This is a genomic window from Ramlibacter sp. (genome assembly GCF_035706265.1).
GTDB lineage: Bacteria > Pseudomonadota > Gammaproteobacteria > Burkholderiales > Burkholderiaceae_C > Ramlibacter.
Genome location: NZ_DASSVG010000321.1, coordinates 1 through 15786, shown reverse-complemented (window position 1 = coordinate 15786; position 15786 = coordinate 1). Strand labels below are relative to the sequence as shown.

General features: G+C 70.8%; 11 protein-coding genes. 2 read left to right on the top strand and 9 right to left on the bottom strand.

The features are described 5' to 3' along the window. The 9 genes from tssA to VFM98_RS11595 form a co-directional block, all read right to left on the bottom strand. The coding region (tssA, locus tag VFM98_RS11635) for a type VI secretion system protein TssA (protein ID WP_325110081.1) at positions 1–791 on the bottom strand (791 nt) is incomplete at its 3' end. A gap of 66 nt (positions 792–857) precedes the next feature. Beyond that, positions 858–2357, bottom strand: coding sequence for a hybrid sensor histidine kinase/response regulator (locus VFM98_RS11630; RefSeq protein WP_325110080.1), 1500 nt, complete (start codon positions 2355–2357; stop codon positions 858–860). Between the two features lie 25 nt (positions 2358–2382). After that, positions 2383–3087 (bottom strand): response regulator transcription factor, encoded by a 705-nt coding sequence (locus VFM98_RS11625; protein ID WP_325110079.1) that lies wholly within the window; start codon positions 3085–3087, stop codon positions 2383–2385. 358 nt (positions 3088–3445) lie between these two features. Further along, the gene (locus VFM98_RS11620) at positions 3446–9556 is read right to left on the bottom strand and encodes an Hpt domain-containing protein (RefSeq protein WP_325110078.1); all 6111 of its coding nucleotides are present in this window, start codon (positions 9554–9556) and stop codon (positions 3446–3448) included. Between the two features lie 20 nt (positions 9557–9576). Next, the gene (locus VFM98_RS11615; protein ID WP_325110077.1) at positions 9577–11829 is read right to left on the bottom strand and encodes a methyl-accepting chemotaxis protein; all 2253 of its coding nucleotides are present in this window, start codon (positions 11827–11829) and stop codon (positions 9577–9579) included. 21 nt (positions 11830–11850) lie between these two features. Next, positions 11851–12381, bottom strand: a complete 531-nt coding sequence (locus VFM98_RS11610; protein WP_325110076.1) for a chemotaxis protein CheW — start codon at positions 12379–12381, stop codon at positions 11851–11853. 26 nt (positions 12382–12407) lie between these two features. Beyond that, positions 12408–12773, bottom strand: a complete 366-nt coding sequence (locus VFM98_RS11605; RefSeq protein WP_325110075.1) for a response regulator transcription factor — start codon at positions 12771–12773, stop codon at positions 12408–12410. A gap of 21 nt (positions 12774–12794) precedes the next feature. Further along, positions 12795–13175, bottom strand: coding sequence for a response regulator (locus tag VFM98_RS11600; protein WP_325110074.1), 381 nt, complete (start codon positions 13173–13175; stop codon positions 12795–12797). Between the two features lie 70 nt (positions 13176–13245). Then, on the bottom strand, positions 13246–13419 hold the full coding sequence (locus VFM98_RS11595; RefSeq protein WP_325110073.1) for a rubredoxin: 174 nt from the start codon (positions 13417–13419) through the stop codon (positions 13246–13248). A gap of 92 nt (positions 13420–13511) precedes the next feature. On the opposite strand from VFM98_RS11595, the gene thiD reads away from it, so the two are divergent. Both thiD and hemL read left to right on the top strand, forming a co-directional pair. Continuing rightward, positions 13512–14438, top strand: coding sequence for a bifunctional hydroxymethylpyrimidine kinase/phosphomethylpyrimidine kinase (thiD, locus tag VFM98_RS11590; protein WP_325110072.1), 927 nt, complete (start codon positions 13512–13514; stop codon positions 14436–14438). Positions 14439–14448: 10 nt separating this feature from the next. Further along, a complete protein-coding gene (gene hemL / locus VFM98_RS11585) occupies positions 14449–15756 on the top strand; it encodes a glutamate-1-semialdehyde 2,1-aminomutase (RefSeq protein WP_325110071.1) in 1308 nt (435 codons plus the stop codon). Positions 15757–15786: the final 30 nt, after the last annotated feature.

The window sequence follows — 15786 nt, the reverse complement described above, 5'->3', positions numbered from 1 at the left end:
TGCACCGCGACGGCGGCGGGCGCGGCGACGATGGCGGGCACCTGCGCGCTGCCGGGGGCGGCACCGCCGGCGCGCCGGCCGGCTTCGGCGACGCACTGCAGCAGCTTCTTGAGCGGCGCGAAGTCCAGCCCCTGCGCGGAGGCGAGGCGGCGGTCCAGCCCCTCGGCGATCGCCTGCACCGCGGCCAGGCCCTCCTGCAACCGTGGCGCGAGCGCAGGGTCTTCGGCGATGGCGGCGGCGACACCTTGCACCGCGCCCTCTTCGGAGGGTGCGGGCTCGCCCGGCTCGGCTTCGACGCGGCCCAGGGCGAGCTCGAGGTCGCGCACCGTGAGCGCGCCGCGCCGGCCGGTGAGGCTGGCCGCGCGCAGGTCGGCCAGGCCGGCGGCGGGATGCAGCAGCGGCAGCAGCGCGTTGACGCGCGCCGTCGGGTCGTCGTGGTCGCTGGCATCGAGCTGCGGATGCAGGTGCGGCCAGTGGCGCTCCAGCAGGCCCTGCACGAGTTGCAGGCCGCGCACCGCGCCTGCCAGGCCGGCCAGCCGCGCGCCGCTGCGCGCGAGCCACACGGCCACGCGCAGGTCGCGCGTGCGCTCGGCCAGCTGCAGCGCCTGCTCCTGCACCGCGGGCCAGTCCGGCGGCTGCGCCGGGATCACCGTGTCGCCGTACTGCTGCTCGGGCTTGCCGGCGCCCGCCTCCTGCATGGCGAGGAAGGCGGGGTCGTATTCGAGGTCCGGACCGCACGGCGCATCGCCCGCCAGCGGCGACAGCAGGGGCTCCAGTGCGAGTTCCGACATGCCGGCCACTCTAGGAGTCGCCCGGGCGCCGCACACGGGCCGAAAGTCATTTCGAGGGGGACCCGTTCAGGGGATGTGCCCGCGCAGCGCGTTCAGCAGCTTGCGCGCCTGCACCGGCTTGAACAGCACCGGGTGGCCGCTCTCGTTGGCGCGACGCAGTTCCGCGGGCGAGGTGTCGCCGGTGATCAGCATGGCGGCGACTTCATGGCCGCGGCCGCGGCGCACCGCCTCGATCGCGGCCAGGCCGTCGGGGCCGTTGCCGAGATGCAGGTCGGACAGGATCAGGTCCGGCGGCACGTCGAGCCGGCGCGCGAGCCGTTCGGCGTCTTCGGCCGTGCGCGCCGCCACCGCCTGGTAGCCCCACTCCTCCAGCAGCAGGCCCAGCCCTTCGCGGATGGCGGCCTCGTCCTCCACGATCAGCACGGTGCGCGGCTGCGAGGCCGGCAGCGGCATGGGCAGCGTGTCCGCTGCAGCGGTGAGATCCTGCAGTTCGGGCAGGCCGCCCACGGGGATGCCGACGCGGAACACGGTGCCGCGCCCCGGCCTGGAAGCCACCACCAGCCGCAGCCCGAGCAGCTGCGCCAGCCGCTTGACGATCGCCAGCCCCATGCCGAAGCCGCGTTCGCGCGCGCGTCCGCCGCCGCCCACCTGGTAGAACTCGTGGAAGATGCGCGGCAGCTCCGAGGCTTCGATGCCCACGCCCGTGTCCCACACCTCCACGTTCACGTAGTCTCGCGTGGTGCGGGCGATCACCGCGATGCCGCCGCGCTCGGTGTACTTGATCGCGTTCTGCACCAGGTTGCCGAGCAGGCGCTCCAGCAGCTGCGGATCGCTGGTGACGGACTTGCCGCCCGGCGCGAAGCGCAGCGCCAGCCCGGCCTGCTCCGCCTGTCCCGCGAAGTGCATGTGCAGGCGCCGGAACACGTCGCGCAGCGGGAACTGCTGCAGGTTCGGCTCGATCGTGCCGGCGTCCAGCCGCGAGATGTCCAGCATGACGTTGAAGGAGCGGTCGAGCCCGTCGATCGCGCGCACGAGGTTGTGCAGCAGCGGCTCCTCCGCGCTGCCCTGCAGGCGCCTTTCCAGCGTGCCGGCAAACAGGCCGAGCGCGTGCATCGGCTGGCGCAGGTCGTGGCTGGCGATGGCGAGGAAGCGGCTCTTCTCCTCGTCGGCGCGCAGCGCGGCGTCGCGCTCGGCCTCCGCCACGCGCAGACGCTCCTCGCGCGCCAGTGCGATGCGCGCCGCGCGCAGCCATTGCGCCAGCGCCCAGGCGCAGCAGAAGATCAGTGTCAGGGCCAGCCAGGCGGCGCGCCAGCCCGGGGCTTCCAGCAGCAGTTGGTCGAGGAGGAGTGCGAGCGCGATGCCGGCGAACAGCGTCGGTGCCGCGCGGCGCGCGCTGCGCAGCGCCTCCTCGCGCAGGCGGGCGTCGGAGCCGCGCTGCCGGCGGCTGCCACCCAGGGCGGGCTCCGCTTGCGCGGCACCGGAGACGGCGACGAAGCTCGTGCGGGCGGCCGGCACGGCGGCGTGCCGGCGCATCGCCGGCGGGGCCGCTGGGAACAAGGCAGCCACGGCGACGACTCCGACGGACGCCGCTTCAGCGGAACAGGCTCACCAGGTGCGAGCGCGACTTCACGTCCAGCGCCAGCAGCAGCGAGGACACATAGTTCTTCACCGTGCCGAGCGCGAGCCGCATCTCGTCGCTGATCTCCTGGTTGGTGCAGCCGGAGAGCACCATCTCCAGGATCTCCAGGTGCCGCGGGCCGAGTTCGGCCACGCGGTCGTACAGCGCCGAGGAGGGAAAGCGCGGGAACAGCGCGTGCGCCGAGGCGGGTGCGCGCGTCTGCGGTGCGCCTTGCGGCCACAGCAGCGCCGACAGCATCTCGCGCAGCTCGGAAGCGACCGCGCCCTTGGGCACGTAGCCGATGGCGCCGAGCGCGCGCGCCTGGCGCACCACGAATTCGTCCTGCGTGGCGCTGAAGATCGCCACCCGCGCGTGCGGATGCGCGTGCACGAACTGGCGCAGGCCCTGCAGGCCGCGGCAATCGGCGAGGTTCAGGTCCAGCAGCACCGCGTCGATCGGCTCCTCGCGCGCATAGACCTCCAGCGCATCCTGCAGCGAGCTCGCTTCGAGCCACTGCAGGGGCACGCCCTGCAGCTCCGTGTAGCAGGCCTTGACGCCGTAGCGCACGAGCTCGTGGTCGTCGACCAGGAGCAGCCGGCGCGGCGGCACGGCCGCGGCGCACGGCGTGAAGGGAATGGCCAGGGGGCCGGTGGCGTTGGTGCTGATGATGGCGGACATCTGCTCCTCCTGAGAGGCCGCGGCCTGGGTCCCCACCCGATTTGCCGCAGCGCCGCGCCCTTTATAGGTTCGCCCCTCCCTGCATCCCACGCCCGAATGGGTGAGGCGTGTGCACTAACGCACGCCGCCGGCGCCACTCCGACGAGATGAGGTTAGGGAAGAGCTACAGGGGGAGCAACGCGATCTGCAACAGGCTGTGAACGCCCGCGCAGCGCGTGCGAACTGCGGATGGGTCCGCCTGCAGGAGGCCGTGAGGGCTGCCTGCAGGCGTTGCGGCTGCTCCAGGTCAGCCGTTCCTTGTTACGCGGACGCTGTTTCAGTGACAGACTGCGAGCGCCAGACCGTTTCCGGCCGGCGCTCAGGCAGTCACGGCCAGCTGCGAGTACTGCTTCACCAGCGCCAGCAGTTCGTCTTCCGAGTACGGCTTGCCAAGGTAGTGGTTCACGCCCAGTTCCTTGGCATGCTCGCGGTGCTTCTCCGCGATGCGCGAGGTGATCATCACGATCGGCAGCTGCTTCAGGCGCTCGTCGCCGCGGATGTTGCGCGCCAGGTCGAAGCCGTCCATGCGCGGCATCTCGATGTCCGACAGCACCACCGCGGGCAGTTCCTCGGCGAGCCGCTCCAGCGCCTGCAGGCCGTCGGCGGCGAGGGCGACGCGATAACCTTCGCGCACCAGCAGGCGCTGCGTCACGCGGCGCACCGTGATCGAGTCGTCCACCACCAGCACCAACGGCACCGCCGGTGCGGCCGCCACGGCGGCGGGCCGGGCCGGCTGGCCGGCGCGCTGCGCCTGCGCGGCTTCGGCCCGCACGGCGCCCATCTGGCGCGCGAGCTCGCCGTACACCTGCACCAGCGCCACCGGGTTGTAGATCAGCACCACGGCGCCGGAAGCGAGCACGGTCATGCCGGCCAGACCCGGCAGGCGCGACAGCTGCGGCCCGAGGTTCTTCACCACCACTTCCTGGTTGCCCAGCACTTCGTCGACGTGCACCGCCACGCGCTGCGCGGCGGAGCGGAAGATCACCACCGGCTGCGTCTTGCCCTGCGGCTCGGTGCTGCGCGGCGACGACTGCAGCAGCGCGCCCGACCAGAAGAAGGGCAGCTCCTCGCCGCCGAACTCGAAGCTGCCGGTCGCATAGGCCTTCTGCACGTCGTCCTGGCTGGCGCGGCGCACCAGTTCCACCAGGTGCGCGGGCACGCCGATGGCGAGCTTGCCGGAGCGCACCATCACCACCTGCGTGACGGCGGTCGTGAGCGGCAGCACCAGCTTGAAGGTGGTGCCGCGGCCGGCCGTGGTGAGGGTCTCGATGCGGCCGCCGAGCGCGTTCACTTCGTTGCGCACCACGTCCATGCCGACGCCGCGGCCGGAGAGTTCGGTCACGGTCGCCGCGGTGGAGAACCCGGGCAGGAAGATCAGGTTGGCCGCTTCCTGCTCGCTGATCTCCTGGTCGGCGGCGACCAGGCCCTGCTGCACCGCCTTCTCGCGGATGCGCGCCAGGTCGAGGCCGGCGCCGTCGTCCTGGAACTCCACCGAGACGTCGTTGCCTTCCTGGCGCAGGTGCACGGTGATGTTGCCGGTGGCGTCCTTGCCAGCGGCGGCGCGGGCCTGCGGGCCCTCGATGCCGTGGGCGACGCAGTTGCGCAGCAGGTGTTCGAAGGCCGGCGTCATGCGATCGAGCACGCCGCGGTCCATTTCGATCGAGGCGCCCAGGATGTCCAGCTTGACCTGCTTGCCGGTCTCCTTGGCGGCCAGCCGCACCACGCGGTACAGGCGCTCGGAGATGCCGTCGAACTCCACCATACGCGTGCGCAGCAGGTCGCGCTGCAGCTCGCGCGTCTGGCGCGCCTGCGCGATCAGGTCGTCTTCGGTGGCTTCCACCGTGCGCTGGATGTTGCGCTGCACCGTGGCCACGTCGTTCACCGATTCGGCCATCAGGCGCGTGAGCTCCTGCACGCGGGTGAAGCGGTCGAACTCCAGCGGGTCGAAGCCGCTGGCCGTGTCCTTGGCCTGCGCCATGCGCGACTGCATCTGCGACTCGGCCTGCACCTCGATCTCGCGCAGCTGCGAGCGCAGGCGGTCGAGGTTGCCGGTGAGGTCGCCGAGCGAGCCGCGCAGCTGGCGCAGCTCGGACTCCAGGCGCGAGCGCGTGATCATCACCTCGCCGGCCTGGCTCACCAGCCGGTCCAGCAGCTGCGCGCGCACGCGCACGGCCTGGCTGGCGGCCTGGCGCGAAGGCGTGAGCGCGGTCTGCACCGGCCCCGCGATGGGCATCCTCGGTGCAGGCTGCGCGGGTTCGGCTTGCGGCGCCGCGGGCTGCAGGTCGGGCGCGCCGGCGAGCGCGGGCGGGACCTCGATCGTGGGAATGGCCTGCACGGTGGCGGGCTGGGCCGGCGCCTCGGGTTCGGGCTGCTGCGCGGCCTCGGGCTCCATCTGCGGCTCCGCCGGGGCGAAGCCGCCGGTGGCGCGCAGCGTATCGAAGCGGGCCTGCATCGCGTCGAAGCGCTGCAGCAGCGCCTCGATGTCGACGGCGGCGACGTTCTCGTGGCCGAGGAATTCGACCTCGGACTCCAGCCGGTGCGCCAGCTCGCCGAGCTGCAGCGCGCCGGCCAGGCGGGCGCTGCCCTTGAGCGTGTGCAGGGCGCGCAGCACCTGGTCGCGGGGCTCGCGGTGCTCGGGATGGGCAGCCCAGGCGCGCAGGCCGCTGGCCAGCTTGGGCATCAGCTCGGCGCCCTCTTCCTCGAAGATCGGGAACAGGTCCGGATCGATCGCGTCGGCGACGTCGAGTTCTTCCTCGGGCTGCACCTGCAGCAGCGGCGCGTGCACGGCGGCGGGGAGGACGAGCGGGGCGGCGGGCGCAATCGGCGCGCTGGGCACGACGGGTGCCGCAGCGGCGACCGGGGCCGCGGGTTCGATGACCGGGGCCGGGGGTTCGATCACCGCGGCAGCCGGCGCGGCGGGTTCGACGGCCGGGGCGGCGGACTCCGGCTCGGCGAAATCGAACTCCTCCTCGTCGTCGAAGCCGCTTTCCTGCGCTTCGCGCAGCTCGCCCTCGAATTCCTTCAGTTCGTGCAGTTCGTGCAGCAGGCGCGGCTCGGGTGTCTTGAGGAAGCCGGCGGCGAACTGGTGCAGCAGGCGGCGCACTTCCTCGGCGGCCGCGGTGAAGACGCGCGCGTGCTGCGGCGTCCCGTCGGCCAGCGACTGGGTGTGCTGCAGCGCGCCTTCCAGCGCCCGCGCGATGTCCGACAGGGCCTGGAAGCCCACGGTGGCGGAGCTGCCGGCCAGCGCGTGGGCCCAGCCCACGGTGGAATCGGGCACGCGCTCCGCCATCTGCAGCGTCCACTCGCTGATCTCGGTGACCAGCCGGCGCGACCACTCGTCCGCCTCGTTGAGGTAAACGTTGTAGAGCGGGATGCCGATGCGCAGGTTGCCGATCACCTTCACCTGTTCGTCGAGCTTGCCGACGGTGACCTCGGGCTCGGGCTCGGGCTCGGACGGCAGTTCGAGCACGGGTTCGGATTCGACCGCGGGCTCGGGCTGCGGCTCCGCTTCGGCCTCAGTCGGCGCGGCGGCCGCGGGCTCGCCCGGCAGGTCGAACACGAAGTCGTCGAGGGCAGCGGCCTCGGCCACCGGTGCAGGCGCTTCCGGTGCCGGCCCGGAGACCGCGGACAGGCTGGTGAAGTCGATGCCCTCGATCTCCAGCGGCGCCTCTTCGGCCGGCGGCTCCGGCTCGAGGTCCAGGCGCGGCAGGATCGCGGTGGTCGCGAGCTCCGGCAGTTCCTCGTCGGCCGCAGGTGCGGGCGGCTGGGCGGTCGGCGCGTCCTCGCGCGGCTGGATCATCGTCGCGCCGAGCGCGGCGAATTCGGGCGGCAATTCGTCCGCGCTCAACTCCTGCACCGTCACTTCGGGCAGGGCGGGCGCGTCCAGATCGAGCGTGAAGCCCAGGTCCGGCAGCGTGAGCGCAGGCGGCTCGGTCGCCGCGGGCGTCGCGACGTCCGCGGGAACCTCGATCGCAGGCGGCGCATCCGGCCCCGCGTCGATCGACAGCTCCGCTTCGGCCAGCAGCTCCGGCTCCAGCGACAGCTCGGAGGCCGGCGCCAGGATCGGTTCGGCGGCCAGCACGTCTTCGACCGCCGCTGCCGCTTCCTCGAGGCCCGCACCTGGCACCGCGATGGACTGCAGCTGGCCCTGGGTGCGCATCGCGTCGGCCGCGGTGCGGAAGGCGCTGGCCTTCCAGGCGCCGTCGGCGCGGGCCGCGATGGCCTCGATCCAGCGGCCGAAGCCTTGCAGCGCCTGCGTGGACAGCACGCGCAGTTCCTCGCTGGCCGGCTTCTGGTCCGCCAGCCACGTGTTGAGCACCTGCTCCAGCGCCCAAGCGGCTTCGCCGAACTCGTTCAGCTTCACCATGCGCGAGCTGCCCTTGAGCGTGTGGAAGGCCCGGCGCAGCGTGGTCATGTCCGCCAGGTTGCGCGGGTCTTCGGCCAGCGCCGCGATGGCCTCCAGGCCGTTGCCCACCACCTCGCGCGCTTCCTCCAGGAAGATCTCGCGCAGTTCGGCGTCGCCTTCGTCTTCTTCCTCCGCCACCGGCGCGGCCGCAACGGGCGCGGCCTGCACCGGCGCGGGCGCCACCGGGGCCGGCACGGGCGCGGCAGCCATCGGAACCGGCTGCGGCGCGAGCGGTGCCGCGGGCTTCGCGGCGGGCGCGGGCAGCGGCTCCGCTTCGCGGCCCATCAGCGGGCGCAGCTCGCCGTGCTCGTCGTCCCACACGAACAGCTTCTTCGCCAGCGTGGGCTGGTAGCTCAGCATGTCGATCAGGAAGCCGAGCGCGCCGAGGTTGTTGCCGAGCTTGTCGAAGGTGCCGGCGCCGCGCGCCTGCTCCTCGTCGACCTCGGTGACGATGATGTTCTCCACCGTGTCGCGCATGCGCAGCACGGCCAGCGAGGCCTGCTCCAGGCCCAGCACCGACAGCACGCCGCGCATCTGGGCGAGGAAGTTCGGCGCGTCGCGCAGCGGGCCCTTGTCGGCGGGGTTGCGGAAGAACTGGTCGAGCAGCTTCTCCAGCTCGCCCAGCGTGCCGCGCAGCTCGCCGACCACGCTGCCCATGGTCTGCTTGTCGCTCACGCGGCGATAGAGGTCCTCGACCCAGTGCTCCAGCGGCTCGGGCTGGCCGCCGTGCACCACCTTGGTCAGGCGCTCGGCCAGGCGGGCCGTGCGTTCCGCGAGCTGCTGGTCGTTGGGGTCCAGGTCCTGGAAGGCGGCCTCCAGGTACAGGATGGCGGTGGCGACTTCCATCGCCAGTTCGGCGCCCGGCGCACGGGCCGTGCTGGCCACCGTCTCGACGGCGGCGCTCAGCGCGCGGGCGAGCGGTTCGCTGGGCGCATAGAGCTTCACCAGCGTCTCGCCCAGGTGCGCGAACTGGTCGCGCACGCCCTTGAGCTTGTGGGCGTCGCCGCCGGTCAGGCCGGCCCACGTTTCCTTGGTGGTGGCGATGCGCTTGCGCAGTTGCGCGAGCAGCGCCGGATCGAAGCGGCCGAAGGGGCTGCTGGCGTAGTCGACCGTCTTGGCGTTGGCGACGCCATAGCCCTCGCGCACGGCAGACAGCGCCGGCGACTCGGCGGACCGCGGCGGCACGGCCTGGGCGCAGAAGAACACGAGGTCCTGCGCCAGCCGCTCCGACACGTTGCCGTCGCCCTTGGCGAGCGAGGCGTACTGCAGCAGGATGCGCGAAGCCGCCCGCTTGACGTAGACGTCGGCCGGCAGCAGGCCCAGCGCGAGCGCCTCGAAGTAGCCGGCGGCAATCTTCCAGAACACCTTGGGCTGGCGCTTCTCCTGCGACGTGGCCAGCCCCAGGCTCACCTCGGCGAGTTCGCGGCCGGCGGCCGGATCGGCCGCCTTGACGATCTTGAGCACCGCCTGGTCCATGCGCGAACGCACGGCCGGGTCGTAGGTGAGCGTCCTCGCGGCGGCCGGCGCCGCGAAGTCGTTCCAGCGCCAGTCCAGGCCCCACAGGTCGGCGGGATGCACGCGGTCGGCGCCGGTGAGGTCCTGCACTTCCTTGTACTGCAGGAACAGCGACACCGGCGAGACGTCCTTGCCTCCCAGCAGCGCCTCGAGGTATTCGGTCAGCGCGAAGCCGGCACGCTCCACCTTGGCGGCGGCCGCTTCGGTGCACAGCTCGGGGCGCTCGATGAACTTCTGCGCCGCCGCTTCCATGCTGCGCAGCATGTGGGCGGGTGCGGCCAGGCCCACCATCTCCAGCGCGCCCACGGACTGGTGCATGTGCTGGCGGGCGATGCGCAGCTGGCCGTTGTCGATGCTCGACATGTCCTGGCCGCGCGCGTGCGCGGCGTCGCGCACGAAGCGGCGCAGCGCCGACGAGGCCGATTCGAGCGACTTGCGCAGTTCGTCCAGCACCCAGGCCAGGGGGCCCAGGTCGTTGTTCGCCAGGTCGGCGGCGTGAGCTGCTTGCATGTTGACTGGGAGCCCGGGGCTCACGCGATCTTGAATCGCGACACCGACTGGCGCAGTTCCTCCGCCATCCGGGTCAGCTCGCGCACCTGCTGCGCCGTCGACCGCGTGCCTTCACCGGTCTGCTCCGTCACCGCGAAGATGTGCTGGATGTTGCCGGCCACGACGTTGGCCGATTCGGCTTCGCGCGACGCGGACTGCGAGATCTGTTCGATCAGCTCGGCGAGGCGGCGCGACACCTGGTCGATCTCGGTCAGGGCCGTGCCGGCGTTGTCGGACAGCTTGGCCCCTTCCACCACGCCCTGCGTCGAGCGCTCCATGGCGGCCACCGCGTCCTGCGTGTCGGTCTGAATGGCCTTCACCAGCGCCGAGATCTGGCGCGTGGCGTCGGCGGAGCGTTCGGCCAGCCGCTGCACTTCCTCGGCCACCACCGAGAAGCCGCGACCCGCTTCACCGGCCGACGCGGCCTGGATGGCGGCGTTCAGGGCCAGCACGTTGGTCTGCTCGGTAATGTCGGAAATCAGTTCGGTGATTTCGCCGATCTCCTGCGAGGATTCGCCCAGGCGCTTGATCCGCTTGGACGTTTCCTGGATCTGGTCGCGGATGGCGTTCATGCCGCCGATGGCGTTCTGCACCGCCTGCAGGCCCTGCTCGGCGGCCTTCAGCGACTGGCGCGCCACCTGGGCGGACTCTTGCGCCTGGCCGGACACGGAGTTGATTCGCATGGCCATGTCGAGCACCGACTGGCCGGTTTCGCGGATCTCGCGCAGCTGCTCGGTGGAGGCGGCCAGCAGCTCGGTGGAGGTCGATTCCACCTGCGCCGTCGTCTGCGCCACCTTGGTCGCCGTGTTCTGCACGGCACCCACCAGCTGGCGCAGTTCTTCCACCGTGTAGTTCACCGAGTCGGCGATGGCGCCGGTGATGTCCTCGGTCACGGTGGCTTCCTGCGTCAGGTCGCCCTCGGCCACCGACTGCAGTTCGTTCATCAATCGCAGAATGGCGGCCTGGTTGGCGTCGTTGACGCGCTTGGCCTCCTGCTCCTGGCGCTCGGCTTCCTGGCGCTGCGCTTCGGCGCGTTCCTGGCGGCGGCGGCTATCGAGCAGCTGCACGTACGCGAGGCCCACGGCGCAGGCGATGGCGAACGCGGCCGCGATCACCAGCGAGATCAGCGCGTAGGCGTTCAGGCCGGTCTGGGCGGACAGCTTGTCCTGCAGCTCCTGCAGGTTCTTCCGCAGCGGCTCGCTGTCGGCAATGATCGAGGCCTGCGCTTCGCGGGCGGACACCAGGCCCTGCAGGTTGCCCAGGATGGCTCCGGCTTCCTTGCGGGTCTGCTCGTAGAGGTTCAGCAGCGCCTGCAGGCGTTCGCGGGTCTGTTCGTCCTTGGCGGCGCTCAGGCGCAGCTCCGGGCTGCCTTCCAGCATGCCCTGGGCGATTTCCTTGAACGAGTTCAGGTCCTTGCCCAGCAGGAACACGGCTTCCGGCGACACGCCTTCCATGGTCAGGAATTCGTTGGCCGATTTACCGATCCGCTGCGTCAGCATCACCAGCTGGCCGGCGGCGGAGATCTCGGCGGCGGGCGCGCCGGCCTGCAGCTTGAGCGACGAGACCGTCTCGGCGATTTCCAGCAGGTCCGACGACTGGCGGTTGATGGTGCGCAGCGCCGCGCCCACCTGGGTCAGGATCTTCTGCTGGCCCATGACGGTCTTGGCGTTCTTCTCGGCCCGCTCCATCAGCGGCGTGATCTTCTGCAGGTCGGGCTGCAGGTCGGAGGTCACGGCCACCAGGCGCATGTCCTCGTTGCCGTCCTTCAGGCCGCGCACCGTCTGCGCCAGCACCTCGGCGGACTCCTTCACGTCGGGGAAGGCCTGCGGGCTGCCGATCAGGGCCTGCGACACCGACTTGGCCAGGCGTTGCGACTGCATCAGCGACTGGCCGGTACCGGCCACCTGCTGGGCCACGCGGTCCGACTCGCGCACCGCGATGAAGGCGATCGTGCCGAGGGCGAACAGCGACACGGCGAGGGCGCCGAACAGGATGCGCTGGTGGGTGGTGCTGCTGCGCCGCCCGAGCAGCGGCACCGAGACCAGTTCCGCTTCATCGACTTCCTCGATGATGGAATCCTCGAGGGTTTCGGGATCGGCGTTGACGGTGCTGCCGGCCTCGATCGCGGCCGTGGACGCGTCGGGCATCGCCAGGCTCAGTTCCTGCGTGACCGACGGGTCGGCCTCCTCGGACTGGTTCCGGGCGAAGAGGTTCTTCAGGGAAAAAGCGGACATGGTGCTGCCTTCGACAAAGGACTAAGCGCTGATGCTCAGGAATTGGGGTTGCTGCGAGAGCGCCTGCAGGTTCAGTTCCTGCCAGTGCGCGCCGCTGGCATCGGTGTAGCCGCTGCCGAAGTAGTCGGGTGCGCCGGCCGGGGCCGCGCTGGAGGCGGTGAAGGCGTCGGTGTTGCGCAGGCCGGCGAGGCGGTCGACCAGCAGCGCGCAGTTGACCTCCAGCAGCGCGTTCAGCGCGATCAGGCGCGCCTCGGCACGGGCGGCGTCGGAGCGCTGGGCCGGCGGCTGGCCGGCCACGAAACTCGCCAGGTCCACCACGCCGTAGAGGCCGCCGCGCAGGTTGGCGACGCCCAGGAACCAGTCGTGCGTGTACGGCACCGACTGCGGCACGGTGAAGGGGAAGATCTCGCCCGCCTGGCTCAGCGGCAACAGGTACTTGCGGCCCGCGGCTTCGACCGCGAGCCAGCCCGCCTGCACGCCCTCGGAACGGGCGGCCTGCAGCCGGCTGGCGAGCCGGCTCTGCAGCTCGCGAAGGGCTTCGCGGTTGGCCATCGGAGGGGACTACTGCTCGCGCCGGCTCAACCCAGGGCCTTGATCTTGGCCATGAGTTCGGCGGCGTCGACCGGTTTGGTGATGTAGTCGCGTGCGCCCTGCCGCATGCCCCACACCCGGTCGGTCTCCTGGTTCTTGCTGGTGCACATGATGATCGGCACGTCCGCGTACTGCGGGTCGCGCGTGATGGCGCGCGTGAGCTGGAAGCCGTTCTGGCCCGGCATCACCACGTCCATCAGGATCAGGTCCGGCTTTTCCTCGGCGAGGCGGCGGAACGCGTCGTCGGCGTTTTCCGCGGTGCGGACCGCAAAGCCGTTCTTCTGCAGCAGGTCCGTCATGAACATCAGTTCCGTCTTCGAGTCGTCCACAACGAGCACTTTGCGGATGGCCATGGGGCATCTCTCCTTGTTTTCTTACTTCGGCTGGCCGAACTGCTGCACCGTCTGCAGCAGCTGGTCTTTCGTGAAAGGCTTGGTCAGGTAGTCCTGCGAGCCGACCATGCGGCCGCGTGCCTTGTCGAACACGCCGTCCTTGGAGGACAGCATGACCACGGGCGTGCTGGCGAACCTGGCGTTGCGCTTGATGATCGCGCAGGTCTGGTAGCCGTCGAGGCGCGGCATCAGGATGTCGCAGAAGATCAGGTGGGGCTGGTAGTCATTGACCTTGGCGAGCGCATCGAAGCCGTCCTCGGCCAGCATCACCTCGTGCCCGCCCTGCTTCAGGAAGATCTCCGCGCTGCGCCGGATCGTGTTGCTGTCATCGATCACCAGCACCTTCAGTCCAGGGGTGCTCAATTGACGCTGCTCCTCATTTCCTACTTCTATGGTCGCGGCTCCCTCGAGTCCCTGCCGCGTGGTCCGATCCTCAGATCTGGACCATTTCAAAGTCTTCCTTGCGCGCCCCGCACTCGGGACAGGTCCAGTTCATGGGCACCTGGGCCCAGGGGGTCCCGGGGGCGATGCCATGTTCAGGAGCGCCGGCGGCTTCGTCGTAGATCCAGCCGCAGATCAGACACATCCACGTTTTGCTATCGGTCACAGCTTATAGGGGGTTCGAATAGAATGCAACGATTCTAGCTAGGCCAGTTGACTAAGCTCTGGCGGCCCCACGGCAGCGAAATTCACTGGGCCATGACTAATTCCACACCGATCGAAACACGCCCCGCGGAGCCCGAGGGCGAAGAGTCCGGCCCGGCCTGCGTGATGGTCTTCAACGCCAACGACCCGAGCGGCGCCGGCGGCCTCGCCGCCGACGTGACCGCGATCGCCTCGGTCGGCGCGCATCCCCTGCCCATCGCCTGCGGCGCGTACGTGCGCGATACGGGCGAGATCTTCGACCATTTCGCCTTCGACGAGGACGCCGTGGCGGAGCAGGCCCGCACCATCCTCGAGGACGTCCCGGTGCAGGTGATCAAGGTCGGCTTCGCGGGCTCGCCGGAGACCCTGAGCACCATCGCGGAGATCGCCGCCGACTACCCCGATGTACCCGTGATTTCGTACATGCCGGCGCTGTCCTGGTGGGACGAAGGCCCGGCGGACCTGTACGAAGACGCATTTCGCGAATTGATGCTTCCTCAGACAACCGTGTTGGTAGGAAACCACAGCACGCTGTGGCGCTGGCTGTTGCCGGAATGGAGCAACGAGCGCAGCCCCAACGCGCGCGACCTCGCCAAGGCCGCCTCCGAGATGGGCGTGCCCTACACCCTGGTCACGGGCGTGCCGCTGCCGGACCAGTTCGTCGAGAACGTCCTGGCCACCCCGCAGGCGGTGCTGGCGAGCGAGAAGTTCGAGCGCTTCGACGCCACGTTCTCCGGCGCCGGCGACACGCTCTCCGCGGCGCTTGCCGCCCTGATCGCCGGCGGCTCGGACCTGGCCGCGGCGGCCACCGAAGGTCTCGCCTACCTGGACCGCTGCCTCGACGGCGGCTTCCGCCCCGGCATGGGCCACGTGGTGCCCGATCGCCTGTTCTGGGCCCAGCCCGAGGCCGAGGACGGCGAGGACGACGACACCGACAGCCCGCCCGCCTTCGACCTCCCCGCCCACGACACCAAGCACTGAGAACAAGAGCATGGACACCGCCACCGACCGCAACCAGCAACTCTTCGAGCGCGCCCGCGCGCTGATCCCCGGCGGGGTGAACTCGCCGGTGCGGGCCTTCCGCGCCGTCGGCGGCACGCCCCGCTTCGTGCAGCGCGCCGAGGGCGCGTACTTCTGGGATGCCAACGGCACGAAGTACATCGACTACATCGGCTCCTGGGGCCCGATGATCCTGGGCCACGGCCACCCGCGCGTGCTGGAGGCCGTGCTGAAGGCGGCGCACGACGGCTTCTCCTTCGGCGCGCCGACCGAGCGCGAGATCGAGCTGGCGGAGGAGATCTGCCGCCACCTGCCCTCGGTGGAGATGGTGCGGCTGGTGAGCTCGGGCACCGAGGCCGCCATGAGCGCGATCCGGCTCGCCCGTGGCGCCACCGGCCGCAGCCGCATCGTCAAGTTCGAGGGCTGCTACCACGGCCACGCGGACGCGCTGCTGGTGAAGGCCGGCTCCGGCCTCGCCACCTTCGGCCATCCCACCAGCGCCGGCGTGCCGGCCGAGGTGGTGCAGCACACGATGGTCCTCGAGTACAACAACCTCAAGCAGATCGAGGAAGCCTTCGCCACCCACGGCAAGGAGATCGCCTGCATCGTGATCGAGCCGATCGCCGGCAACATGAACTTCGTGCGCGCGAGCGTGCCCTTCATGCAGCGCTGCCGCGAGCTGTGCACGCAGCACGGCGCCCTGCTGGTGCTGGACGAGGTGATGACCGGCTTCCGCGTCGCCCTCGGCAGCGCGCAGAGCGTCTATGCGAAGGCCATCCCCGGCTTCCGGCCGGACCTGACGGTGCTGGGCAAGGTGATCGGCGGCGGCATGCCGCTGGCGGCCTTCGGCGGGCCGCGCGATCTGATGGAGCGGCTGGCGCCGCTGGGGCCCGTGTACCAGGCCGGCACGCTCTCGGGCAATCCGGTGGCCACTGCCTGCGGCCTGGCGACGCTGAAGGAGATCGCCGACCCGGGCTTCTTCCCGGCGCTGGCGCAGAAGACGCGTTCGCTGATCGATGGCCTGAAGGCGGCGGCGGCGGAAACGGGCGTGCCCTTCTCCGCCGACTGCGAAGGCGGCATGTTCGGCTTCTTCCTGCTGCCCGAGCTGCCGCAGAACTACAGCGCCGTGATGAAGAGCGACTCGGCGGCGTTCGGCCGGCTGTTCCACGGCCTGCTCGATCGCGGCGTGTACATCGCGCCGGCGCTGTACGAGGCCGGCTTCGTGAGCGCCGCGCACACGGAAGACGACATCCGCCTGACGGTGGATGCGGCGCGGGAAGTGTTCAAGACGCTGGGTTGATCCGGGCATTGCGGCCTGGACGCAACGCCA